Annotated in this window: 18 protein-coding genes; 11 read left to right on the forward strand and 7 right to left on the reverse strand. The window is 64.9% G+C overall.

Going from position 1 to position 24,643, the window contains the following annotated elements:
• Positions 1-39 precede the first annotated feature (39 nt).
• From FIV42_RS00990 to FIV42_RS01010, 4 genes are all read right to left on the reverse strand, one after another.
• A complete protein-coding gene (locus tag FIV42_RS00990; RefSeq protein ID WP_168210308.1) occupies positions 40-1,251 on the reverse strand; it encodes a hypothetical protein in 1,212 nt (403 codons plus the stop codon).
• Between the two features lie 153 nt (positions 1,252-1,404).
• Entirely contained in the window at positions 1,405-1,779 is a 375-nt protein-coding gene (locus FIV42_RS01000; RefSeq protein ID WP_141195858.1) for a hypothetical protein, read from the reverse strand.
• A 217-nt stretch (positions 1,780-1,996) separates the two neighbouring features.
• Positions 1,997-2,587, reverse strand: coding sequence for a DUF938 domain-containing protein (locus tag FIV42_RS01005; protein WP_141195859.1), 591 nt, complete (start codon positions 2,585-2,587; stop codon positions 1,997-1,999).
• A 37-nt stretch (positions 2,588-2,624) separates the two neighbouring features.
• Entirely contained in the window at positions 2,625-5,975 is a 3,351-nt protein-coding gene (locus tag FIV42_RS01010) for a hypothetical protein (protein ID WP_141195860.1), read from the reverse strand.
• Between the two features lie 342 nt (positions 5,976-6,317).
• Here FIV42_RS01010 and FIV42_RS01015 point away from each other — a divergent pair, with 342 nt between their 5' ends.
• Entirely contained in the window at positions 6,318-7,691 is a 1,374-nt protein-coding gene (locus tag FIV42_RS01015; RefSeq protein WP_168210309.1) for a nitrilase-related carbon-nitrogen hydrolase, read from the forward strand.
• Between the two features lie 28 nt (positions 7,692-7,719).
• Here FIV42_RS01015 and FIV42_RS01020 read toward each other — a convergent pair whose 3' ends face one another.
• Complete coding sequence (locus FIV42_RS01020) at positions 7,720-9,210, reverse strand: amidase (protein WP_141195862.1); 1,491 nt, start codon at positions 9,208-9,210, stop codon at positions 7,720-7,722.
• Between the two features lie 17 nt (positions 9,211-9,227).
• The gene (locus tag FIV42_RS01025) at positions 9,228-10,223 is read right to left on the reverse strand and encodes an archaemetzincin (protein WP_141195863.1); all 996 of its coding nucleotides are present in this window, start codon (positions 10,221-10,223) and stop codon (positions 9,228-9,230) included.
• A gap of 194 nt (positions 10,224-10,417) precedes the next feature.
• On the opposite strand from FIV42_RS01025, the gene FIV42_RS01030 reads away from it, so the two are divergent.
• The 4 genes from FIV42_RS01030 to FIV42_RS01045 all read left to right on the forward strand — a co-directional run bounded on the left by FIV42_RS01030 (position 10,418) and on the right by FIV42_RS01045 (position 14,648).
• Positions 10,418-11,869, forward strand: a complete 1,452-nt coding sequence (locus FIV42_RS01030; RefSeq protein ID WP_141195864.1) for a flavin-containing monooxygenase — start codon at positions 10,418-10,420, stop codon at positions 11,867-11,869.
• A gap of 76 nt (positions 11,870-11,945) precedes the next feature.
• Positions 11,946-13,325, forward strand: a complete 1,380-nt coding sequence (locus FIV42_RS01035) for a TolB family protein (RefSeq protein ID WP_141195865.1) — start codon at positions 11,946-11,948, stop codon at positions 13,323-13,325.
• Positions 13,322-13,873 (forward strand): hypothetical protein, encoded by a 552-nt coding sequence (locus FIV42_RS01040; protein WP_141195866.1) that lies wholly within the window; start codon positions 13,322-13,324, stop codon positions 13,871-13,873. Before FIV42_RS01035 ends, FIV42_RS01040 begins: the two co-directional genes overlap by 4 nt.
• A 262-nt stretch (positions 13,874-14,135) precedes the next feature.
• Positions 14,136-14,648, forward strand: a complete 513-nt coding sequence (locus FIV42_RS01045; RefSeq protein ID WP_141195867.1) for a DUF4442 domain-containing protein — start codon at positions 14,136-14,138, stop codon at positions 14,646-14,648.
• A 109-nt stretch (positions 14,649-14,757) separates the two neighbouring features.
• Here the strand turns inward: FIV42_RS01045 and sfsA are convergent, their stop codons facing one another.
• On the reverse strand, positions 14,758-15,489 hold the full coding sequence (sfsA, locus tag FIV42_RS01050; RefSeq protein ID WP_168210310.1) for a DNA/RNA nuclease SfsA: 732 nt from the start codon (positions 15,487-15,489) through the stop codon (positions 14,758-14,760).
• Between the two features lie 139 nt (positions 15,490-15,628).
• On the opposite strand from sfsA, the gene FIV42_RS01055 reads away from it, so the two are divergent.
• From FIV42_RS01055 to FIV42_RS01080, 6 genes are all read left to right on the forward strand, one after another.
• Positions 15,629-17,785, forward strand: a complete 2,157-nt coding sequence (locus tag FIV42_RS01055; RefSeq protein WP_141195869.1) for a hypothetical protein — start codon at positions 15,629-15,631, stop codon at positions 17,783-17,785.
• 28 nt (positions 17,786-17,813) lie between these two features.
• On the forward strand, positions 17,814-18,314 hold the full coding sequence (locus FIV42_RS01060; protein ID WP_141195870.1) for a hypothetical protein: 501 nt from the start codon (positions 17,814-17,816) through the stop codon (positions 18,312-18,314).
• 119 nt (positions 18,315-18,433) lie between these two features.
• Positions 18,434-22,267 (forward strand): Ig-like domain-containing protein, encoded by a 3,834-nt coding sequence (locus tag FIV42_RS01065; RefSeq protein WP_141195871.1) that lies wholly within the window; start codon positions 18,434-18,436, stop codon positions 22,265-22,267.
• Between the two features lie 76 nt (positions 22,268-22,343).
• On the forward strand, positions 22,344-23,501 hold the full coding sequence (locus FIV42_RS01070; protein ID WP_168210311.1) for an XdhC family protein: 1,158 nt from the start codon (positions 22,344-22,346) through the stop codon (positions 23,499-23,501).
• Positions 23,498-24,082, forward strand: coding sequence for a nucleotidyltransferase family protein (locus tag FIV42_RS01075; RefSeq protein WP_141195873.1), 585 nt, complete (start codon positions 23,498-23,500; stop codon positions 24,080-24,082). Before FIV42_RS01070 ends, FIV42_RS01075 begins: the two co-directional genes overlap by 4 nt.
• Before the next feature lie 8 nt (positions 24,083-24,090).
• Positions 24,091-24,603 carry a hypothetical protein gene (locus FIV42_RS01080; protein ID WP_141195874.1) on the forward strand — a complete coding sequence of 171 codons (513 nt, stop codon included), beginning with the start codon at positions 24,091-24,093 and terminating at the stop codon, positions 24,601-24,603.
• Positions 24,604-24,643 lie beyond the last annotated feature (40 nt).

Genomic DNA, 24,643 nt, shown 5'->3' on the forward strand with positions numbered 1-24,643 from the left:
AAAAAACGGAAAGCTCGGGCGCTCGGTCGCAGCGCCCCGTCAATATGCCTGGCATCCCTGGATTTCCCCGTCGCTGCGCTCGGCCTTCTGGAGGCAGTTGGCGGCGGCGCGCTCGACGAGGCTGCGCGTGGGCAGGTAGCACCGACCGTCATCACCGGTCTGGCTGATCCACTTGATGAGATGCGTGCGCCACGCCCACAGCACTGCTCCGCTGGGATAACCCGTGCTGTCTTCGTGGCTGTAGTCGTCGTTCCAGTTGAAGAAGCGCCCGCCCCACTCGGAGTTCTCCTCGAGCTCGACCAGGGCTTCGGGCGGGTCGGCCATGATGGCCTCGAAGCGAATCGCGGCCGCGGTCATGCACTTGCGCCCCGCCTCGGTGCCCTCGGAGTAGCTGTAGGTCGGGTTGTGACCGCCGGGCCACTTCTGCCAGAACTCGGTGCCGGAGAGGCGGAACGGCGCGTCGGTGCTGGGGTAGTCGTAGTCGGGAGCCGGAAGCTCGGGGTCGATGGTGATGACCGCGAGTTCGACGTCTTTGGCGGCGGCAAACGGGTCGGGTACGACTTCGGTGCCCTCGGACTCGCCGGCGGCGAACTCGAAGGTCTGCTCGAAGCGCTTGTCGTCGAAGGAGCCCGACACGCGGATGCTCAGCGTGTCCCAGCTGGGCAACGTGGCGAGGTCGATGGCCTCGGAGACGAACGTCGCGCGCTCGGCATCGTAGCTGAGTTCAGCTTGAAGCGGCTCGTCGGCCGCGGTGTCGCCGGTGAGAGCCCAGATCTTGGCGGACAGGGCCTCGTCGCCGGTCAGCTGTTCGAGCTGCTCGTCGGAGACGGCCGCCACGAGCCGGAACGACTCGTCTTCGGCGTCGGTCGAGGTGTCTGCGGCGTCCGCCGAGCCCGCGTCCGTCGAGCCTGCGTCCGTCGTCTCGTCTCCGGCGTCTGCGAAACCTGCGTCGGTCGTGCCCGTGTCCGCGGTGCCAGCGTCTGCGAAACCCGCATCGGCCGTGCCCGCGTCCGCGGCGCCGGCGTCGGCGTCGGCGAAGCCTCCATCGACCGAGCCCGTGTCCGTCGAGCCGGCATCGGCCTCAGAAACGGGATCGTCGAACGCCTCGTCGGCGACCAGCGTCAGGCTGACGAGCGGGCGAAACGCAGACGCCGTCGAGTCGCACTTGCCCGTGCAGGTCTGGGCACTGTCGCCGTTGTTGTTCGGAGCGTCGGTCTCGTCGCCGACGCAACCCGACGCGAGGAGCGCCACCGACAACGCGGCGGTCGCAGGAAAACGGAGCCAAGAAATAGCAGGAGGAGTGATCACAGGGGGGTCCTAACTCATTAAAAAACCAGACATGTAACTCTTAGAACACATCCAACATAGAACGGTCCGCCCGACATCACAACAGGCTTGCGCGATTCATTTTTCGGCGACGTAACACCGGTTGTCGTCGATTTTGACGAGGGAGGCGTGTTCGACGGGTTGCTGGTCGTCGACGGTGATGAAGGAGCCGGAGACGAAGGGGTTGTAGCGCACGGGGACGGGCAACTCTGGTTCATCGGAGGGTTCGACCCAGCGCCCGTGCACCTTGGCGTGCACGGTGCGACGCTCCCCGCTCACCACGCGCTGGCGCATCGTCTGGCTGACTCGGAACTCGGCGTCTTCGAGGTAGGCCGTGTCGCATCGATAGATGACGCGATTCTGGGTATTGGTGACTGAGAGGCCGCCGATATGGAGGTTGTAATGCACCCGCACCCACTGGCCGGGCGCCGGCTTCTGATCGTACTTGCTCATGCTGGGTCCCCTGCGAATCTCAGGGCCGTGGACGCTCGAATTTCCACACCAAGTACAGGGATGCCAGAGCACCCATTCCCCCAGAAGGGGTGGTCACCATGTGCGGCTGCGCCACTCCATTTGCCAAAGTGTGGGCAGTCTGCAGCAAGCTTGGCCGAGACGCAACCCCCAGGGTCGGGGCCCATCGGCTATGCCCCTAATTGTGGGAGTCCGACCATCAATGCTTCTTCCACACCAACATCCGATTATTCGCCGGCATCGCGCGATCGTCGATGAGCGTGAAATCGTGGCGATGAGCGAACGCCTCGATGTCTTCAAAGAGGCGGATGCCGCTATTGGGGTCGCGCTCTCGAAGCCAATGGTCGAAGCGCTCGTTGCTCGGCTCGAGGGGGCGGTCGGCGTAGCGAAACGGGCCGTAGAACAACACGAGCCCACCGGAGCGCAGGTGCGCTTTGGCATGGCCGAAGAGGCGCTCGGCGGCCTCGAGCGGGGCGATGTGGATGACGTTGGCCGAGAAGAACGCGTCGAACTCGCCCACCGGCCACGACTCTTCGAACAGGTCGAGGGCGACCGGCTCGCACACATTGTCGAGTGCGGCGTCATCTCGCCAAGCCTGCACGCTGTCGAGCGAGCCGGGGCGGTCGGACGGCTGCCAGACGAGATGCGGCAGGTGTCGCGCGAAAAAGACCGCGTGCTGACCGGTGCCACTCCCCACTTCGAGCACACGCTCGGCGTCGGCGAGCACCTCTTGGAGCACCTCCAAGATCGGCTCCTGGTTTCGTTGGCATGCTTGGGAAAATTGCTTCATCGCTTCTCTCCTCTAAATGGCGTTGCACGTCTCGACATCACTCGGCGGCGACAAACAAATCGAGCGCTGCCGTGCGCACGGCAATATCATCATCGCGGCGAAGCTGACGCAACACCTCGACCGTATCCGGCGGCCAATAAAAACGTGGGCCGACCACGGAGAGCAAGGCGACGCTCATCCGACGGAGGCGCTGGTCTTGCGAGTCGGCCATCACACCAGTGAGGGAACGCAAGACCGATTCATTCCGCGCACTGAGCACGGTGCTCGCATGGGATGAAAAGCGGCGGCTCAGCTCCGCCGGCGTCAGGTGTGTGTCGCGAAGGTCGTCGAGTAACTCGACCAGATCATCGTGCGCCGACTCGACTGAGTCCAACTGAAGCGCGGCGAGCCGAAGGCCGACGCGGAGCGCCGCCAACGTCGGATCTTCGGAGAGCTCCCGGTCCAAGTCGCGCAGGAGCGGACGAAGCTCGGAAGCCCACGGTTCGCCCAACTGGCCGAAGCGGGCGGTCAGTGCTTTGAGGCGTTGCCTCGCCGGCAGGTCTCGGTCGGCTTCGGCTTCGGGCTGGGCGTCGAGTTCGAGGGTGCGCAGTGTGCAGGCCGCACCGACGATGTGCTGCCGCACGTCGCCATGACGCGAGGCCCTCTCGAGAGCGCGCAGTCCTTCCCTCCAGCAGTCCGAGTCGAGGTCCGAGAGATGTTGCTCTCCGACGCCGGCAACTTTGTGGGGGTCGACCTCGGCCCAGCGCGCGAGTGCGGTGACGGCCGACGTCTGCGCGATGGGATCGTCGTGACGCGCGACCTTCAAGATGATGTCGAGATAACGCCGAGCATCGACGGTGGAGAAGCTCGCACAACTCTCCCAGACCAAGCTCGACGCCACATAGCGGTTACCGTCTTTTGCCAGCATCTCGACGATATCCCAGGCGCGCCCGAGGTGCAGCAAATTGCGGGCGGCGAGTCCGACCGCGATCTTGACGTCGCGGTGGAGGTCGCGCCCGTCGACATAGTCGAAGAGCAGTTCGACATTCTCCTTGCTCGGAAAACGAGACAGCAGTCGAACTGCCTCCTTCTCGACGGTTACTTTGAGACGGTCGCGCTCGAGGATCGTGCCGAGCAGCCGATGCACCGCAGCCAACGGTGCGTAGCTCGCGGCGCGGTGCATCGAGTACATCGCCACGCGCGCCCTGCTCGACCCCAGATGTTCGGCGAGCAAGGAACACGAGCGCGCCGGGCAATCGAGGTGCGAGGTCCCGTGCAGCGCCGCCTCGGCGATATTAACGTCGTCGGACGCGACCCACGGTGCGAGGTCCTCGAGACGGGTGGTGAGCAGCCTCGCCCTCACCCGCATCGCCGACGTTCGGTTCCAGGTCGAGTTGCCTTCATCGTCGATGAGCTGGTCGAGCAACTCGCCGTAAGCGCGCTGCTGTCGCGGCAACCATCGGAAGAAGCCATGGGTCGCCGGCACCACGTAGATGGTCTCGCCAGACAGGAACCGCCCCAGAATCGCGCGCTTCGTCAAATAGGCGTCGAGCAAGTCCTGGCGGCGCCGATGCACGTGTTGGAAGACCGTCCACAGCCGAATCGCGCTGCGGTCGCGACGAAGCACTTCCACCACCCGCTCGTCTCTGGTCTTAGGGTGCTCGAGCCAGAGGCCAATCGCGGTATGAGCCACGCTGTCGGGCTTGGCGCGCGTGGCCTTCTCGAGCAGCGACTGAATGACCTCCGAGTTCCAAGCGCGGCGACCGAGAGCACGCGCAAAGAGGAAGAGCAGCGAGTACTCCTCGCGCTCGACGGAGTCGCGCAGTGGCTTCTCGAGCACCTCGATGAGCGGCTCTTCCGCCCCACGCGGCAGACGATGCTCGAGGTCGACCCACAAATACCCCGACTGCTTGGCCAGCTGTTCGATGAGGTCCAAGGCCAGCGCAAAAATCTGCCCCTGCGGACGTGTCGCGTTGGCTTGAAGAAGGCGCACCGACAAATCACGGATGGGGGTTCGGGTCTGCCAGGAGGTGTCGCGTGCGTCGAAGGCGTACGCGATCACCGAAAAGAGCAGCTCGGCGTGCGCATCCTGGAAGACTGTCGGCGGGCATTCGGAAAGCGCGCGGTAGACGGCGCGTCTGACCGGGTCTTGGTCATTCTCGATCTTCTGGCAAAACTCGAGCACCTCCCCGACGCCGCGGCGGTTCAGGCCGGCACAGCGCACCAAACTACCGAGAGCGATAGCTCTCTCGCCTGCATCGGAAGCCCGGGTCGCCTCTTCGAGAACACACCGGGCCTCCTCCAAAGGAAGGTAGGCAGACAACTGCAGGCGTTGAATTGGGTCCGACTGAATGTCCTCCAGCTCCAACACTCGCCTGGCTTCGCGATGGCGAGCCTCATGGGGGAGCACCTCGAGGAGTGCCTGACTCCACGGCGCACGGGCCGCATCGAGTTCGCTGCGCGCGTGTTCGAGCAGCTCGGCTCGCTCGGACGGGGCGTGGGCGGAGAGCAGCTCGGCCAGATGGTCGGGGGACCGCCCGAGGATCCGGGCGAACTTGCGGCGATGTTTGGGGCTCAATGAGCGAATGGCTCCGAGTAGGCTCGACGGGAGCCCCCGCGCTTGGAGTCTCGGCACGTTCTTCTCGGAGGTGAGCAACTCGAAGGTCAGCTGCGGCACGCGACGGGCGAGCACACCGATGATAACCTCGAAGCCGAACGGAAGACTCTCGGCCGGCCCGTACTCGAGGGCGAGTTGCGCGATGTCCTCTGCGTGTTCGAGACACAAGGCCCCCACCGCCCGGTGATATCGCCGCCACACTGTCGCTGTTTGGGCGACACTCGCCTCCTCGAGACGCTCCCGTAGTGTCGCCAAGACGACGTCGGGATGGCGCATGGCCAATGACTTCCAGTTGGACACGGCGTACTCGTAGTTGACGAGCGCCTCGCGAACGGTCTGGGAACCACACGCCGGCAGCAGCACCATGGCGCGCGCTGGTCCAGCCTCGGCGAGGACCTTCGGGAACAGCGCCTCGGCCGCCTCCGTGCGCTCCTGCCGCACGATGCGACGCAGAAGACTGCGCCGTACCGCCGGGACCGCTCGTTCGTAGGCGTTCACGAGCGTGTCTGCGTCGCCGGCTACCCGCGCCAAATGTTTGGCAGCCGACTGCATGACCAGCGCCGAACCAGAGACCAGCGCCCGCCGAAGAGGCTCGACCCGCCCGGTCAACGAGGCGAGTTGCACAGCGAGGAATGACTCGAAAGTTTCACCGGCCTCCAACTCGGTGATGAGGCGGTCGATCTCGGAGCTGTCGGCATGCTGCTGAGCGAGCAAGCCCAGCACACGCATGCGCTCGTCGTGGCAAAGAGAATCGAATTGCTCGAGCAGCTTTACGGCGGAGGGGACGGACATATCGGACTCCGTTGAGTATCTCGTCGCCGCTTGCGAGGGCGCCCCCGCGAACCCGGCGGTTTGTCGAACGAATGAGTGTCGTGTCGGGTACACGTACCACAAGGAGATTCGACTGTCCCCTGAGATCGAGTCGACCAGCTGATGCACACGTTGGTGTGCGGGGAATTGCCAAGAATTTGCGGCAAGCCCTAAGTAACTTGCTATAGTCTTATAGACCCCTACTCGACTTCGGCCCGGTTGAAAGCTCGGACAGTGATGAGCACAAGCGCAGCAAAGAAGCCTTCTACGATTCGACTAATCGGCCTTGAGACACGCCCGTATCATTGGCTGCTCGCAGGGATTGTGCTGACCGCCATATCGGGGATGCGCTACAACGTCGCTCTGGCAGGCTGGATTGGGAGCGTTCCGTGGCTGATTTATCTGCGGCACACGGATGGATGGAAGTCGAGGCTGGTCTTCGCCGGGGTGCTTCAAGTCGCTGCATTCTTGGCAGTACTCAAAATCGTCACAGAGCCCCTGCCCTGGTTTTTTGCGCTGATGTTCTCGGTTCCGTCGGCCGTGATGTCTGCGGTGCTCTACGTGCTCTTCGAGTGGCTGCGCCGGCGGGCTGGTGACCGCTGGGGGCTGGCGATTTTCCCGGCGCTCGTCATCGTGTCGGAGTGGGCCTCGTCCGGGTTTAGTGAGATGGGAAGCTGGGGTGCGCTAGCCTACACCCAGATAGACAACCTGGCGTTGATGCAGACGACCTCGCTTTTTGGACTCTCGGGGGTGACCGGCTTGCTCGGCCTGACGTCAGCGATCATCGCGGTTGCGCTGGCTGAACCTGACGCTCGCTGGTGGCGTCGACCCGCCGCGGTGCTCGCCGCCGTCATCTTCTTGGCGCACGGCTGGGGAGTGTTCCGGCTCTTTCAACCGCTGGAGGGCCCAATCGTTCGTATCGGGACCGTGGTGAGCGATCTTCGCCTCGGGCCCGATGCGCCTCCCGACGACGCCGAGCTCGCCCGAGCGACCAATACGCTTTTCGAACGCACCGAAATTGCCGCCGAGCGTGGCGCCGATCTGATCGTGTGGAACGAGGGCGCGACCTCTGTCGATGCCGACGACGAAGCTGCTCTGCTGGAGCGCGGCCACCAACTCGCGCGCCTCCACGATGTCGATATCATCATGGCCTATGTCGTCCCTCGCGAGGGGATGGAGCAGTTCGAGAACAAATTCACCTGGATGACCCCCGAGGGGGGCATCGAAGACTATTTGAAGCACCATCCGGTGCCCGGTGAGGGTTCCATCAAAGGCGATGCCCCCTTCGTCGCCCACGACCGACCCTACGGCCGAGCTGCCGGAGCCATCTGCTACGATTACGATTTTCCGTCGATTGGCCTGCAGCACGCGCGATTGGGGGTCGATCTGGCGGTCGTGCCGTCGAGCGACTGGGAGGGCATCGACCCGTATCATACCGAGATGGCCGCCGTGCGGGGCATCGAGGGAGGTTTCGCGGTCGCGCGCTCGGTACGCCACGCCACCAGCGCAGTCTTCGACGCTCATGGTGTGGCGAGGGGACGCGCCCGTGACCGCGAGGGAGTGCACGTAATGGTCACTGCGGTGCCGGTCGAGGGCCAGCGCACGCTCTATTCGATGACCGGCGACCTCTTGCCGCTACTCGCCGGGCTGGTGGTGCTTAGCGGCGGTGTCATCGCGTTTCGTCGTCGGAACAACTAGTGGGGCGACACGCTCGCGCTCTCGCCAATCACTCTCCGCGGGTGGCGACCTCCACCCAAGGCTGCGCTCGCTCGAGCTGGCCGGCGAGCGACAGCAGCGTGCCGTCGGCGCCGTGTGGGCCGATGAATTGAGTGCCCACGGGCAGCCCTTCGTGGCGGTGCAGCGGCACGGACATCGCCGGGAGGCCGGCGGTGTTGGCGATGGGGGTCAAGCCGGCATAGGCGAACAGCGACTCTTCGATCTCTTCGAGGGTTTGGCCGGCGGCGTCGTACGAGCCGGTCTTCCAGGGAAGCTGGGTGATGGTGCTGGTCAACAGCACGTCGTGGTCGTCGAAGAAGTGGGTCATGTCGGCGGTCGCCACGTTGAGTTGCTGCCAGATGACCCACAGGTCCGCCGGGCTCATGCGGTCGGAGTGACGGGCCAGCCGAAGCGTGAGGGGCTCGACCATCGGGAAGCCGACGACCTGGGCGGCGCGCAACGCCGCCTCGAGTGTGCCCGGAAGCCGCAACAGGCGCACCACGGGCGCCGGGATTTCTTCCATGGTGTCGAGCTCGGCGCGCACTCTCTTCAAAAAGAAGCTCGCTCCCACCGCCCACAACTGACTGAAGGCGGCCCGGTAGGCGAGGCCGTCGATGGGCGGGGTGATTTCGACGACGTCGTGGCCCAGGTCCTCGCAATGACGCGCGGTCTTCTCGATGGCGGCGCGGCACGCCGGATGCAGCGCCTCTCCCAAGAAGTCCGTGAACATCACGCCCACTCGGAGCGGCTCGGGGTCGCATTGGGCGGCCTCGGCGCACGAGCGAGTCGCCGGCGGGCGCCACCGCGAGCCGGGGCTGACGCCGGTGGACAAGTCGAGCAAGAGCGCGCTGTCGCGCACCGTACGGCTGACGCAATGGTGCGACACGAACCCCTCGGGCACCTCGTCGAGAGCTTCGACGGTGAGCCCGCGGCTGGGCTTGAACCCGAAGAGTCCGCACGCCGAGGCGGGGATGCGAATCGATCCGCCTCCGTCGGCCGCGTGGGCCACCGGCACGATTCCGGCGGCGACCGCGGCTGCCGACCCGCCGCTCGACCCACCTGGCGAGCGTTGCACGTCCCACGGGTTTTTAGTGGGGCCGTAGACGATGGGCTCGGTGGCCGGCATCAAGCCGAGCTCGCTCATATTCGTGCGCCCGACGAGCAGGAGCCCCGCCTTCAGGTAGCGCTCGACCAACGGGTGCGTGCTCTGGGAGTCGTACCCGTCGAGGAGCCGCGAGCCCAGCGTCATCGCGTGGCCCTCCCACTCGAGCATGTCTTTGATCAGAAACGGCACTCCGGCCAGCGGACCGCTGGGCGCGTTCGACTGGCACGTCTGGCGCGCTTGGTCCACCCACGACTCGACCACCGCGTTCAGCCGGCCGTTCCACGCGTCGAGCCCTTCGGCAGCCGCGTCGACCAGTTCACTTGGAGAGACCTCGCCGTTACGTACCATCTCGGCGAGAGCGACGGCGTCGTGCTCGCGGTATTCTCGAAAGTCCATCGTGATGCCCCGTCTGCTCAATCGGTCTTCGGTTGATTCGTCGAAGCCCGCAATCGCACGAACTCGGCCTGCTCGACAAGTCCCTGCTCTGCATAAAACTCGGCGAGCGCCAAATAACGTCGATGAATATCGAAGCTGACGGCGTGGTGGAGCTTTCTGAGATCGACGGGACACAGGTGAATGGGCTGCGAGTCGGTCTCGTACAGTGAGTTGCTACCGTTCATGTTGCATTCGTAGTGCAAGCAGTGGGTGATACCGAACATGTGACCGGTTTCGTGGGACATCACTTTCATGCTGCGCAGCAAAATCATCCGCCGGCGGTCGTCTGCCGGACGAACACCGGGACCGGGGTCGTAGCGCGCGAAACTGTAGATGCCCACGCGGCCTGACAGCCGCGCCTGCCCGAAGACGAAGTTCCAGCCGTCCCCCGGCCACAAATCGGTCATTGTCAGCCCGAGCATCGCGTAGGCGTCATTCGGCAATCGGGTCTCGAGTTCGTCGAGCACGTCGGTCGTCAGCCACTGCTCCTCGCCGCCGAGTTGCCGCTTGGAGAGCTCTAGGCTCGCAGGGTCGAGCGGCTCCATGACTTTCACCGGCAAGCCGAAGTAGATGCGCCCGAATTCGGCCAGCGTCTCCATATCGGGGCTCGCCTCGGCGTCGAAGCTGCCGATCGGTTGCAAATACAGTGTTCGCCGCTCCTGTGTGACATCCTGGCGCTTGCGGTCGAGCCAGTCGGAGAAGCACTGCCTGGGCTCCTTGTGAATCGCTCGCCAATCGCCACCGCCAGGCTCGTCGAGCGGGGTGAACGCCGCGACGTCCACCACGCCAGATGCCCAATCATCGCTCCCCAACTCCGCCTCGGCCTCGGGGTCGCAGCGCTCCACGCCAGCGGCGAGCTGGGTTTCGGCGACGAACCACGCCGATACGGCTGCGACCAACACCACCGCCGAAGCGGCGAGGACGAGGCGTTGGTGGCGAACCCACCACGGCAAAAAGTCGGACGTGTCATCCATCGGCTTGCTCGATTCGAGGCACGGGGTCGGTGTGCGGGGGCAACGGTAGGACAACGGCGCGGGCTGACGGTTCCCCCATCTTGCGAGCTTGCAATTTGCGACAGTATGTTTTGTTACATCTACGAACGCAACGATGGCGCCAGATGGCAACACCGCGTAGTATGCCGGCAACTCTTCGAAAGCATGCAGGGACCATGGAAACACCACACGTCGACGTACTGATCATCGGAGCCGGCCTCTCCGGCATTTGCGCGGGCCACTACATGCAGGCGGAGTGCCCCGACAAGACGTTTACGATCTTGGAGGGACGCGACTCGCTTGGAGGCACCTGGGATCTGTTCCAATACCCGGGGATTCGCTCCGACTCCGATATGCACACGCTCGGCTTTTCGTTTCGGCCGTGGCCCGACCCGCAGGCCATCGCCGACGGGCCATCGATCCTGCAGTACCTGCGCGACACGGTCGAGGAGACCGGGCTCGGCGACAAGATTCGCTACAACCACCAGGTCCAGAAGGTCAGCTGGTCGTCCGAAGACGCGCTCTGGACGGTCACCGCGCGCCATCCCGACACCGGCGAGGAGTCGGTCTACACGTGTGACCTGCTCTGGTTTTGCACCGGGTATTATCGCTACGACCGCGGCCATATGCCCGAGTTTCCGGGCGCCGACCGCTTCGAGGGCGAGCTCGTCCACCCGCAGTTTTGGACCGACGATATCGACTACGAAGGAAAGAACGTGGTGGTCATCGGCAGCGGCGCCACCGCGGTGACGCTCGTGCCTGCGATGGCCGACCGCGCCGCCCACATCACCATGTTGCAGCGCTCGCCGAGCTACGTGATGAGCGTTCCCGAAGACGACGCCATTTCCGAGTGGGCGACGCGCGTTCTGGGCGACAAGATCGGCGCAGGTGTGACGCGCTGGAAGAATATCCTGCGGTTGATGCTCTTCTACCAATTCTCGCGTCGCATGCCGAAGCAAGCCCGCAAGTACATCACCGACCTGGTGCGCGAGACGATCGGAGACGTGGTCGACGTCGACACCCACTTCAACCCGAGCTACGACCCGTGGGACCAGCGGCTCTGCTTCGTGCCCGACGACGACCTGTTCGACGCGCTGCGCGAGGGCAAAGCCTCCATCGTCACCGACCACATCGAGAATTTCGACGAGACGGGCATCGTGCTGCGCTCGGGCGAGCACCTCGACGCGGACATCGTCGTCAGCGCCACCGGCCTCGAGATCGTCATCGCCGGCGGAGCGACCATCGAGGTCGACGGTAAGGTCGTCGATCCGGGCGAAGAAACGATGTACAAGGGCGCGATGCTCAGCAACGTCCCCAACGCGGTGATGTCGGTCGGCTACACGAATGCCTCCTGGACGCTCAAATGCGAGCTCATCAGCCAGTGGACCTGTCGTCTGCTCGAGCATATGGACGAGCACGGCTTCGACGTGTGCGTGCCGCGACTCCCCAAAGAAAAGGACGCAGACGTCCCGCTCATCGACTTCAACTCCGGCTACGTACTGCGAGCGCTCGACGAGTTGCCCAACCAGGGCGAGAAGCTGCCGTGGCGGCTCTACCAAAACTACATTTTCGACAGCGTGCTCTTTCGCTACGCGCCGATCGCGGACGACGCGTTGGTATTCGAGTGAGCACACCGTAGATCCAAATTGACCGTCGCTGCGTTGATAGTTCGTGTCACTCACGGACTATGGACGCAGCCCGGCCATGAACCACCACACTATCTCCTTCGTCCTCCTCGGCGTACTCTTCTGCCTCCCAAGCGGTGCGAGCGCCGAGTCCCCTGCCCTGCAGCGTTTGAGCCAAGCCGGCGACGAGATGCCCGGCGACGAGGTGCCCGGCGACGAGGTGCCCGGCGACGGACCGAGCATCTACCCGACCGTGTCGGCCGACGGCACGACCGTGGCCTTCATGTCCCAGGCGACGAACCTGGTCGACGTGAAGCTCTACGACGACGAGGTCCCCAAGCACCTACACATTTTCACGCGCGATTTGGCCACGGGCGTCGTCGGGCTCGCCAGCCGAGCCGCCGACGGTACGCCGGCCAACGCCCACGCGATGTATCCCGACCTATCCGCCGACGGCCGGCTGCTGGTCTTTGCCTCCAGGGCATCCAACCTCGTCGACGGTACGGAGGGTAAGGCGTGGCGAGTGTACGTGAAGAACCTCGAGACCGGTGCGGTCCAGCTCATCAGTCATCCGAATAAGGAAATGCGGGTCTTTTGGCCGCGCATCTCTGATAACTCTGATTATGTAACCTTTCTAACACATAGCGCCGAGGATCTTGGCGCGCCCGCGCAAATCTACCGCCACCACTTGCCGACCGGAGAGTTGCAGCCGGTCAGCAGTTCGAAGGACGGCGCACCAGGTGACGGCGACAGTCGCTACGCAGAACTCTCGGCAAATGGTCGGTATGTGGTCTTCGAATCGCAGTCGACGAATTTGGCCGACGTTGCCACACCGCACGGCGGCGTGTTCGTCAAAGACATGCAGACAGGCGCGGTCGAGTTGGTCGCGGCTCGCTCGCCGGGCGCAGGTTTCGAAAAGTGTCGCCCCAGTGTGTCGGCCGACGGTCGGCGCGTCGTCTTCTACGCCAGGACGACCGTGCGCACGCCCGATGCTCTCCCGGGCGTTTGGCAAGTCGCGGTCAAAGATCTCGACACCGACGAGATGCGCCTGGCGAGCACGAATGTCAAGGGAGAGCCAGCCAACGCGCGAAGCCACGGCGCCACGCTCTCGGCGGACGGTCGCTACGTGGCGTTTCAGTCCGACGCGAGCAACCTGCCCGGTCCTGGGCGCGTGCGCCGCTCTCCGTTTTATCTGAAAGACTTGAAGACCGGAAAAGTCGTACGGATCTCGCCTCATGTGCCGCGCAAGGAGGGAGAGCCACTCGGCAGCAGTGGAGTGAATCACGGCTTTGCCAGTCTTTCGGCAGACGGCTCGAAGGTCGTCTTTCACTCCGACGCGCCCATCGACTCGGACAGCAGACAAGCTCAGGTATATCTGTTCGAGTCGCAATGTTCGCCCAAACACGCTACCATGCGCCTCAAGTGCAATGATTTTGGCTCTAAGAGAGGTGTGGCATGAATAAGCAGCTTCTAGTGATGTCGATGGCGTTGGCTGCCTGCCTGGTCTTTCCGTCGTTCGCCGGCGCGCAGGACTCCGGCTCGGACGACGCAAAGAAGAAGTTCAGCGGGACCTACGTCCTCGCCAACAGCAAGAAGAAAGAGCGCAAGAAGATCAACAAGAAGATCGAGAAGCTCGTCGACAAGATGTCCTTCTACAAGCGCCCCTTCGCCCGCGGCGAGCTCAAGGATTCGACCGAGCCCTGCCCGAAGCTGAACGTGATCTTCAGCGGCGACGACATGGCGATCAATTGCGTGGGCAACGTCAAAGCGAAGTCGCCGGCGAACGGAAAGGCGGTCAAATGGGTCGATAGCGACGACGAGGAGATGCGTCTGTCTCAGAAGCTCGAGAAGAACCGCATGGTCCAGAAATTTCGCAGCGAGAACGGCCTGCGCACCAATATCTACCGTCTCAAAGACGGAGGAAAGAAGCTCGTAATCGACGTCAAGATCACAAGCGAGCAGCTTCCCCACCCGCTGGAATATCAACTGGTGATGCGCCGCAAATAATACTACAACGTCACTTCCGACGTGAGCGCCCTCGGCGAGGCCATGGAGCCGAGGCCAAGGCGCTGGCGCGCGGGCGATGCGGCTGAGCATCGTCGAGCGACGGCAACGCAGGCATCGGTTTCATGGATCGGCGAGGCGCCGCGAGGGAAGTGACGTTGTAGTAATATGCGCGCCTTCGCCCTTGACCTCCTCGCACCGATTCGTACCTTTCGCGGTCTGAAGGTACGAATCGGTTTTTTTATGACTGCAGGAGAACACGACCATGGCTACCGACCAAAGCACCGACGCCTCGATGGATCTTCGCGAGGGAGGACAAGCCTTTCGCAACCGCGTCATCAACCCGATGATGTTTCGCGCGTACATGCTCGTCAAAATGCCGGTGCTCGGGGTGACGGGGACGTACCTCGAGGAGATCGATACCCACCGATGCGTCGCCACCCTGCCCTGCGGCTGGACGACCAAAAACCTCTTTGGGAAGACGTTCAACGCGGCCGTGCTCGCCGCCGCCGAGACGGCCAGCGTGGCGCTTCTGGTGCTGCACATTCGCAACCAGGCTGCCGACGTCACCCCGGAGATGATCGAAATCGACGGCCGCTTCGGCGAGCCGGAGCTCGAAGAATTGACGATTCGGTGCGACGACGGCGATCGCTACGCCGACTTCGTGGCTCGCGCCAAAGCCTCCGACGAGCCCATCGAAGAGACGTTTACCGTCCATGCGCAGGATGCCCGCGGCCAGGCTCGCCACGAGGTCGACATTACCTGGCGTCTTTCCTGAGTAAACTTGTTCCGAACAGCATAGGTGCGGGGTCATCTTGCCCTCGACTTCGGTGCGGGGGCATCTTGCCCTCGTATGTGAAAGCAACGATGCACTCGCTCCTAAAAACCTAAAGCTCGACCGGCACTGCCGTGCCCCAACACAAGCCGTCCCGGTCGAGCGAGCAGCGCCGCGCGTACACCTCCACGCCCTGCTCCCTCGCCTCGACGAGCGCCCGATGCAGCTTCGGGTCGATGTCGGTGTCGACCTCCACCCGGTCGGCGTGCTCGCCCTGGACCAAAAAGCACAGCACAGCGCGTGTGTTCTCGTCGCCGGCGAGCTCTGCGAGCTCTTCGACGTGACGCCGCCCGCGGCTGGTGGGCGCGTCGGGAAAGCGCGCCACGCCGTCGGCGTCGAGACGCCCCACCGACTTGACCTCGAGCACCACCCTTCGCTCGCCGTCCTCGAGCCAAAAGTCGAAGCGCGACCCGCCGATGGTCTTCTCTTTTCGCCAATGGGCGTAGCCGGCGACCTCCTCGAAGACATCCGCCTCGAGCGCCCGGGCGACGAGCTTGTTGGGCAGTTGGGTGTCGAGCGAGACGAGCCGGCCGTCGACCACCGCGGCGACCGCCGAGTAGTCGGTCTTTCGATGCGGCGCGGGACGGTGGGCGAGCAACAGCGGCCGGCCGGGCACGAGCACGTCGAGCAGGCGGCCGCGGTCGGCCATATGGGCTTTGACCTGCTCGCCGTCGAGCTCGGCGATGACCACGAATTGGTTGGGACGCTCGACAAATCGCGCCTCGACGAGAGGCGCGCCGCCGCCGAGCGGGATGCGGGGCGTGGATGTGGGTGTATCTTTCATGGGTACATCTGGAAGGTAGCGTACACGATTGACTCGGGCCGAGCTTACCCTCACTGAGTGTGGTCTTCCAAGCTGCAACGGCATATACTCTCGGCACACTCTTAGCCCCTTGCCTCTACCTCACGGCACAGGTGATTCGATGCGATGTTGGACCGACGGCAACCGAAGCGTGTTCAGGGAAGGTCGACGCCTCGACTGGGTCAAAGACGGCGTCGCGCGAAGCCTCGACGGCTTCGACGAAGCCAGCTCCTACGGACCGTTCGACGCACTCGCCGTCCATCCTTCGAAAGACGTCGTATGGATTGGCGGTGACCGCTGCGCGACTTGGCGCGTCGACATGTCAACCGGCGAGCGAAGGCGCTTCGACACGACCGTCGCCGACCTCTGTTATGTGAACGAAGACGAAATATGGGCCGTCAGCGGCACCGATAGCTCGACAGGGGTGTCGGGTTCGCGAAGAATGCTTCGCTTTGGCGACAGTGCAGCGGCCGCCCCCACCGAGTTCGAGCTTCCCGCAACCCGGCCCGTGCGATGGCCATACGGGCCCGCCTACGCCTACGGCGCCGCTCCGGCCGACGGCCAGCGGCTTTCGCCCTTCGAAGAGATTCGCATCACGACCACGCGCCACGGCATCTGCATTGCTTCGTCGGGCGGTTTTATCTGGGGATTCCCCAACGACGCCGCTCCATTTGGCTGGCAGGTCGCGCCTGTCTACCAGGGGTGGCTCGTCGCCCGACTGACCGATGAAGGGGTGCTGGCGACCGCGCTTCAAAACGGACGCACCGGTGAGATTGTCCTCTTCGACCATGACGGCTGTTGGTACGACGCCTTCGACACTCAGTGGCGAAGCATTTCGCCCGCGGTGCCGGTCGTCGACGGTTACTTGGTGGGTTGGGACGCCGACAGCGCGCGCGTCCTGGCAGGCCACCCGATGCAGACGGTCATCGAGGGCGTCGTCGGCGCGCGCATCACCGATCTGGAGGTCGCCGACGATGGCAGCTTCGCCGTGTGGGTCGGCCCCGGCGAGCGCGGTAGCATACGTCGCAAAGACGGCCAGTGGGTGAGTCGGCGAAGTGAAGATATCTACGATGCCGACGTTCTGCGACGTGTCGCCGATCCCGTTGTTTCGCTCGCACGCTGGACTTGGGAGCGAATCGATGCCCCGTCGATCCCGGAGTTGTCGCCGGCGGTTCCAGATCCCGAGCGCACCGAGGAACTGGTCGAAACGGTTCGCCAAGCCCGCGACACCGACTCGCCCGCTACCCGCGAAAAGCTTTTGGCCGAGGCGAACCGGCAATTCCCCTGGCATCCATGGAAGGACGAAGACCTTCGAAAGCCGAAGGAAAGTGTCTACTGGCGTTTGATGCGCGAGACGGCGCCGCCGCGCCCGACTCGCCGCCAAATGCGTGCGCTCGCGGCGCGGTTGCTCGACCCCGACCTGTCGGACTTCGAGCACTTTCACGCCCGAGCTTGCCTGTCTGGCAGCCCCCACGCCGAGGTGGACGGCCGCGACGTCGACGACGTACTCGACTCCGCGCTACGTGGCCCCGAAGAGCAAGTGTCGATCTCGGGTCGCAACTACCGCGTCCGCCGCGCACGGCTCTCCGGTGCACTCGACAACTCGGGTGTACGGTGGACGGCCATTGTCGACTTGTTCGACGGCCCCACGATAGCGCTGGAGACGCAGGCATTGGCGCCCCAATCGCTCACGGGAGCAGTCGAATCGAACGCCGGGAAATCGACCGCCGAAGGCACAGTCGGCGAGGATCCCGTCTCGCGAGCGCGCCTGGAGGTCGACCGCGACGGAGACCATGCCCATCGCCTTATGGGCGAGTCTCGGGACCCGACGATGTGGTTCGAGTGTACGGCAAATTTCCGCGGGCTCGTGCTCCCCACGTGCGACCACGTCGCCGACGCCGTCGCGCTCGCCGCGCGTCACGTCGACCTGACTGGCTGGTATGCCGAATCGATCGACGGCGGCGTGCGCCTGTCGGTTTTCGAAGCCGACCTGCACCACCCTATGGCCTGTGAAAACCCCGCGCCCGATCCAGCCGCACACCAACTCATAGACCGGCTCGTTGTAGAAGACCTTCTGCTTATCGATCGCCCGTTCACCGACGACGAGCTTCGCACGATCCAGTGGGCCCTCTTCGCAGGGGGCTCGGTCGACGAGCGCGCCGAGTTGATCGAGGACGCGCTGTTCGAATTGGACGCCGTCGCGGAACTGTTCGGCACGACCGACGACTTCGCCCGAGTCGTCGCCGCCACGTTGGGCGAATTGGGAAGACATGACTAACTCACCGAAAGCCCCACCAAGCCAATCCGTGAAGCCCTACCGAGTGCTCACCTTCAGCTCGGTCGCCGCGCTGGTGCTCGCATCGCTCGGAGCTGCGCTGCTGCCGTACGTCATCATCGGCATGTTCGGCTGGTTGCTGTCGTTCGTCGCGCTCGTCTTGGCCTTTCGCGTGGCCCTCTCGGCCCTGCCATCGGGCGAACCTGAGCGCGAATCCGGGGACAATGACACAAGCGCTATCTTGCTGATTGTCGGTGGAGTGCTCCTCATGGCGGCGGCGAACGGCTCGCTCGGTCTTGCGGTTCCGCACATCTTGCGCCCCGAGAATTTTCGCGGCGATCCCCCCTCGATTGTGGTCTGGGGAGTGCTCGCGCTCGTCGGCCCATTCATGGTCACGGCAGGCGTGCGCCGCGCCGCCAAGTTGAACGACTCCCGCATGCTGGCCGTTTGGGCGTATTGGTTCAGCTATGCTCCTGCTGTGATTACGACCAGCCTGCTGATTGCTTTGCGGGGTTGGGGCGGGCGCACTTGAATGTAACAAATATGTTACGCATGAATACTCACGGTCTGCGATCGTCCTAGTGCACACGGATTTCCAGATCCGTGCACTAGTGTCAGACATTGTCATACGTAGCCTGGTCCGGAGCATTCATGTTGTTTAGAAGCACTCGTCTCGTAGCGGCGACCGCCGCTCTGACCGCCTTTATCAATGCATGCCAATACGACCCGCAGCACAATGAAAGCCCCGATGCTGGGCTCGATGCTGCGGCGTCGGTCGACGGCAGCGGTGACAGAGCGGCCGCGGCGGTTCAGACGCGCCGAAACGAGCTCTCCTCCGTGTTCCAGACGGGCGACCGTTGGACCTTCTTCGGCGGACTCGAAGACGCCCACGTCGGCCGCTCGGTCGGCACCGGTGACTTCAACGGTGATGGCTACGCCGATGCGCTGGTCTATCGGCGCGACCCGGCCAACTTCCGCACCTCCGTCGACCTCTACCTCGGGTCGGCCACCGGCTTGGCCAACACACCGGTGTGGAGCAACAACGACAATTATCTGAGCGCCGGGGCCGAGGCGGTGGCTTCGGCCGGCGACGTCAACGGCGACGGCTTCGACGATATCGTCACCGGCGGCGGGTCGATCCACGTCTACTTCGGCTCGTCGAGCGGCCCATCCAACTCGGCTGACTGGAGCTTCACGACGGGCCCCAGCACGGCGCTGGGCGGTGCCGCCCAGGCCGTCGCCTCCGCCGGCGACGTCAACGGCGACGGCTTCGACGATATCGTCGCAGGCAACCCGAGGGCCGACGACGGCGAGACCGACGAAGGCGTCGCGGTGGTCTTCTACGGCTCGTCGACCGGGCCGAGCTCTTCGCCGGACTGGACGATGCACATCGACGAAGCGGGCGCCGAGTTCGGCCACTCGGTCGCCTCGGCCGGCGACGTCAACGCCGACGGCTTCGACGACCTCATCGTCGGCGCGCCAGAGCATCCCGATTTTACCAACGAGCCCGGCTTTGCCTTCGTCTTTCACGGCTCGTCGACCGGTCTGCGCCCGAAAGCGCCGATGACCCACCCTGCGGACACGCTGTTGAAGGGTCCCGCCAATCACGGCATAGGTGACTCGGTCGCCGCGGCCGGCGACGTCAACGCCGACGGCTTCGACGACGTCATCGTCGGCGCCGAATGCTCCAATTCGTCGTGCAACGGCTTCGTGCGCGTGTACTTCGGCTCGAGCACGGGCCTTCAAACCGGCCTGTCGACCTACTGGTCAGAGTTGAGCCCCGCCCAAGACGCCCGCTTTGGCGCGGCGGTCGCCTCGGCCGGCGACGTCAACGCCGACGGCTACGACGACCTGCTCGTCGGCGCCCCCTACTACAGACCCTCGGGTCTCTTTGGAGACAGCGCCGGCGCGCTCTACGTCTACCTAGGCGGCGCCAACGGCGCGTCGCTCGGCTGGAAGGTCGAGTCGCCCGAAGACCACGCGCTGCTTGGCTCCACGGTCGCCGCGGGTGATTTCAACGGCGACGGCCTGAGCGACATCCTCGGTGGCGCACCGACCTACGAGGACACCGAGCCCAACGAAGGCGCGGCGCTCGCCTACTACGCCCAGCCGGTCCACGCGCTCGACGTCTCCGAAACCACCGACGAGAACACACCCATCACCATCCAATTGCGCGGGCGCGTTCCGGCAAACACGACGCCGACTTACGCCATCACCTCCTCTCCGACCGACGGTGGCGTTCTCAGCCAACTCGATCCGGCCGCCGGCACGGTGTTGTACACACCGAATACCGAGCAGACCGTCTATGACGAGTTCACCTACACCGTTTCGGACGGCACGACGACCTCCGGGCCGGCCACCGTGACGGTGCGCGTCGACTCGGTCGACGACCCGCCCGTGGCCAACCCCGACTCGGCGACGACCCCCGAAGGACAGAGCGTGCTCATCGACGTCATGGCCAACGACACGGACGCCGACGATGACATGGCTTACGTCATCATCCATTCCGTCGGCACAGCCTCCAACGGCACCACGTCGATTCAGGGTGACCAGATTCAGTACACGCCCGACAGCGGTTTCGTGGGCACGGACACCTTCGACTACACCATCGAGAGCAGCACGCTGCGCTCGCATCGCAAGACCGCGACAGGGACGGTGACCGTCGACGTGACGCTGGTCAACGGGCCGCCGAACGCGGTCGACGACTCGGCGACGGTCGACGAGGACCAGTCGGTCACGATTGACGTTCTCCAGAACGACTCCGACCCCGACGGCGACGCCCTGACCATCGATTCGGTCACGTCGCCCACGCATGGCCAGGCGGTCGTTCAAAACGGGCAGATTGAGTACACTCCGCCGGCGGATTACGCCGGCCAAGACACTTTCGACTACACCATCAGCGACGCGCATGGAGAGACGGCCACGGCGAGCGTCTCGGTGGCGGTGACGCCGATCAACGATGCGCCCGTGGCGGCCGACGACGCGGCCTCGACCGTTGAGGACACCGTGGTACTCGTCGACGTGCTTCAAAACGACGCCGATCCCGAGGGTGACTCGCTCTCGATTGTCAGCGTCGGCGCTGCGGCCAACGGCTCCGCCTCGGAGGTATCTGGACAGGTTCAGTACACGCCCAACCCCGACTTTAACGGCACCGACTCGTTCGCCTACACCGTGGGCGACGGCAACGGCGGCCAAGCGACGGCCACGGTGACGATCACGGTCACGGCGACCAACGACGCACCGACGGCGGCCGACGACACGGCCACGGTGGACGAGGACCAGTCGGTCATCATCGACGTGCTCGCCAACGACGGCGATCCGGAGGGCGACCCGCTCACCATCGACGCGGTCGGCGCGCCGACGAACGGCGTCGCCACCGCTCAGTCGGGGCAAGTCGAGTATGTGCCCAATGCCGATTTCTCCGGCAGCGACTCGTTCACCTACAGCATCAGCGACGGCAACGGCGGCAGCGATTCGGCGACGGTGTCGGTGACGGTCCAGCCGGTCAACGACCCGCCCACGCTGGTGGCGCCCACGCCGACGACCGACTTGTTCGTGGTGCTGGGAACCGAGCTTCGGTTTACGATCGCGGCCACCGACGTCGACGGCCCGCAGTTGGTCTACAACGTCGTGCCCCGCCCCACAGGCTCGTCGATGAACCGTCAGACCGGTGAATTTAGCTGGCGGCCGACGCCCGGCCAGCTCGGCCTGCATCCGGTCTCGCTGCACGCCTGGGACACCCGCTCGGTGCCGACGCAGCGAAATATCATGATCACGGTCGTCGAACCGGACGCCGACGGTGACGGTGTTCATTTCGATGACGACGACTGCCCCAACCAGGCAGGATCTGCGCCGAATGGTTGTCCCATCGACGGTGATGTCGGTGTGGACGCCGGAGCGGATGCAGGCGTGGACGCCGGAACGGATGCAGGTGGAGACACGGGCCCCGATGTGGGCGCGGACATCGGCCAAGACATCGGCCAAGACATCGGCCAAGATACCGGCCAAGATACCGGACAAGACATCGGACAAGACATCGGACAAGATACTGGACAAGATGTAAGCCAAGACGTCGGCCAGGATCCGGGCGAGGATGTCGGCGAGCAGGACACATCCCAGGGACAAGACACCTCCGGCGACGATGTCTCCCAAGCAGATGCCGGGACCGATGCCGAAGCCGACTCCGAAGTCGACTCCGGGCCGCAGCAAGACACCGGCTCCGAAGATGCCAGCCCCGAAGACACCGGCCCCGAAGACACCGGCTCCGAAGATGCCAGCTCCGAAGATGCCAGCTCCGAAGACACCGGCTCCGATACCGGTTCGAGCCCCGACGCCATGGTCGTGATCGAAAACCCGCCCCCCTCCGAGGGTTGTGCATGCGACACCTCGAACGGTACGCCCAGCGACGCGGTGCCGGCCGTTTTTGTTCTGCTCGGACTCGTCGGCCTGCGCATGCGCTCGACGCGCCATGCGCGGCTCGACTGAGCGATGCACTGGCGAAAGCCGCCCAAAGATGGCACCTTTGGCACGTCGTATCTCGTGTTGTTTGGATGGACGTGCCATGGCGTTGCTCGATCAAATCCTAGAAGCCTACGGCCCTCGCCGCCCGGCTGTGCTCGGCACGGTCGTCGACCTGCTCGGGTCGGGCTACCGGCGGCCGGGCGCGCGAATCCTCATCTTCGACGACGGCGGCCACGTGGGCGCCATCAGCGGCGGCTGCCTCGAAAAGGACGTCGCTCGCAACGCCCGCGCCTGGGTCGAAGACGGCCCCAAGACCGTGCTCTTCGACACGCGCTCGAACCGCTTCGAGCCGGTGGGCAAATACGGCACGGGCTGCGAAGGCGTCGTGCATCTCTTCTTGCAGCCGATGCCCTCACCGCCGTCGCCCTCACAACAAGGCCTCGACCCGCTCGCACAACTCGCCGAGCTTCGCGCGGCCGGCCAAGACGCGGTGCTCGTCACGGCCTACGCCTGCACCGACGACGACGCCCCGCTCGGCTGCGTCGCCGTGGTCGGAGGGGCATCACAGCAGTGGGCCGACGAGTTCCCGCACGCGCTTCGCCCCGCCCTCTCGCAAGCTGCCGAGCAAACGCTTCAAGACCAACGCACCGCCGGCCTCGAGCTCGAGCACGAAGGCGCCACCTGGCGCTTTTTGGTCGAGTACGCGCGCCCGCCGCTCGAGTTGGTCGTGGTGGGTACCGGCGCCGACGCCGCGGCGCTCGTGCAGGTCGCACGCCCCCTCGGCTGGCGCATTCGAGTCATCGGAACCGACCCGCTCAAGCTCGACCGCCCCGGGTTTGCCGGCGCCGACACCGTCTGCTTGACGAGCGCCGCGCAGGCCGCCGAGGTCGAGGTCGGCCGGCATAGCTACGTGGTGCAGATGACCCACCACTTCGAGCAGGACGCGCGCATGCTGCCGCATTGGCTGGCCTCGCCGGCGCCCTACGTCGGGCTTTTGGGGCCGAAGAGCCGCACGGCTCGGCTGATGACCCAACTGCACGAAGAAGGCGCGCTGCCCGACGCGGGCCAAATCGACAAACTCGCCACGCCCGTCGGGCTCGACCTGGGCGGCGAAGACCCGTACGAGGTCGCCGTGTCGATCGTCTCGCAGATCGTCGCGCGCAAAAACGGCCGCGACGGCGGCCCGTTGTCCAAGCGAAACGCTCCGATTCACGAGCCGCATCGAGTTCAGACGCACACCCGCGAGGTCGAATCATGACCGAGACGACACGCGCCATCATCCTCGCCGCCGGCGCCTCGACGCGCATGGGCCGACCCAAGGCGCTGCTTCGCGTCGACGGCCAGACGCTGCTCGAGCGCGCGGTCGAGCAGGCCCGAAAGGCCGGCGCCGAGCCGCTGGTCGTCCTCGGCGCAGACGCCGAACGTATCCGGCCGCACGTCGGCGACATCCAAGTACTCGTCAACCCGAACTGGCAGAGCGGCATGGGCACGTCCATCGCGTGGGGCATCAGCGCGCTGTCGGGGCAGACCGAGCGCGCGCTCATCGTCGCCGTCGACCAGCCGAACGTGGACGCCGAGTTGTTGGCTGAGCTTGTCGACGCTTGCGACGACACAGTCGACGCCGCGGCGACCCGCTACGCAAACGGTGTGGTCGGCGTGCCGGCCTGCTTCGGGCGAGCGTGCTTTGAAGCGCTTCGAGCGCTCGACGCCGACCGCGGCGCGCGTGACCTACTGCGCTCGGACGAGTTCGAAGTCGCCGAGGTCCCGACGGCGGACGCAGGCGTCGACGTCGATACGCCCGAGCAGTGGAGAGCTTTTCAGGAGTCCCAGGAAGCATGAGGCTATTTGTGAAATCAGTTCTCACTCTCTTTTGCGCCCTGGGCGCGCTCGCCCTCGCTTCGCCGGCGTCGGCTCAAACTGGGTCGAAACAGGATGCGTCGAAACAGGATGCGCCGTTTGATTTCGGCCCGAAGCCCGGCTGGCAGGTACTCTTCGGGCCGACCGGCGGCGGAAGCTTCGGAAGCCCCGGCGGGGGCGGCTTCGCCGGCGCCGAGTTGAGCGTCAGCCGGCTCGACGCCGGCTGGTGGCAAGGCGCCTACGTCGACGGCGTGTACGACTTCGGCCAGTCGGCCGCGCTCGTGACCGCCGGCCCGCAACTGGGCTACACGCTGCTGGGCGTCGACGGCGGAGTCGCCGCGCGCTTCGGCGACGACGGCCCCGATTGGGGCCCGCAGGCGCGCCTGATGTTCAGCGCAGGCTTCTTTAGCCTGTACGGCCGCTACGCCTATTTGCTCGACTCCGACGAGCATGTGGGTCAGGCCGGTGTGATGTTCAAGCTGCCCCTGTGGGCTGACGATTGAGGGGACATTCGGAGCGAGTGCATCCCTGCTCTCGCATACG

Origin of the sequence: Persicimonas caeni (genome assembly GCF_006517175.1) — a bacterium.
Lineage (GTDB): Bacteria > Myxococcota_A > Bradymonadia > Bradymonadales > Bradymonadaceae > Persicimonas > Persicimonas caeni.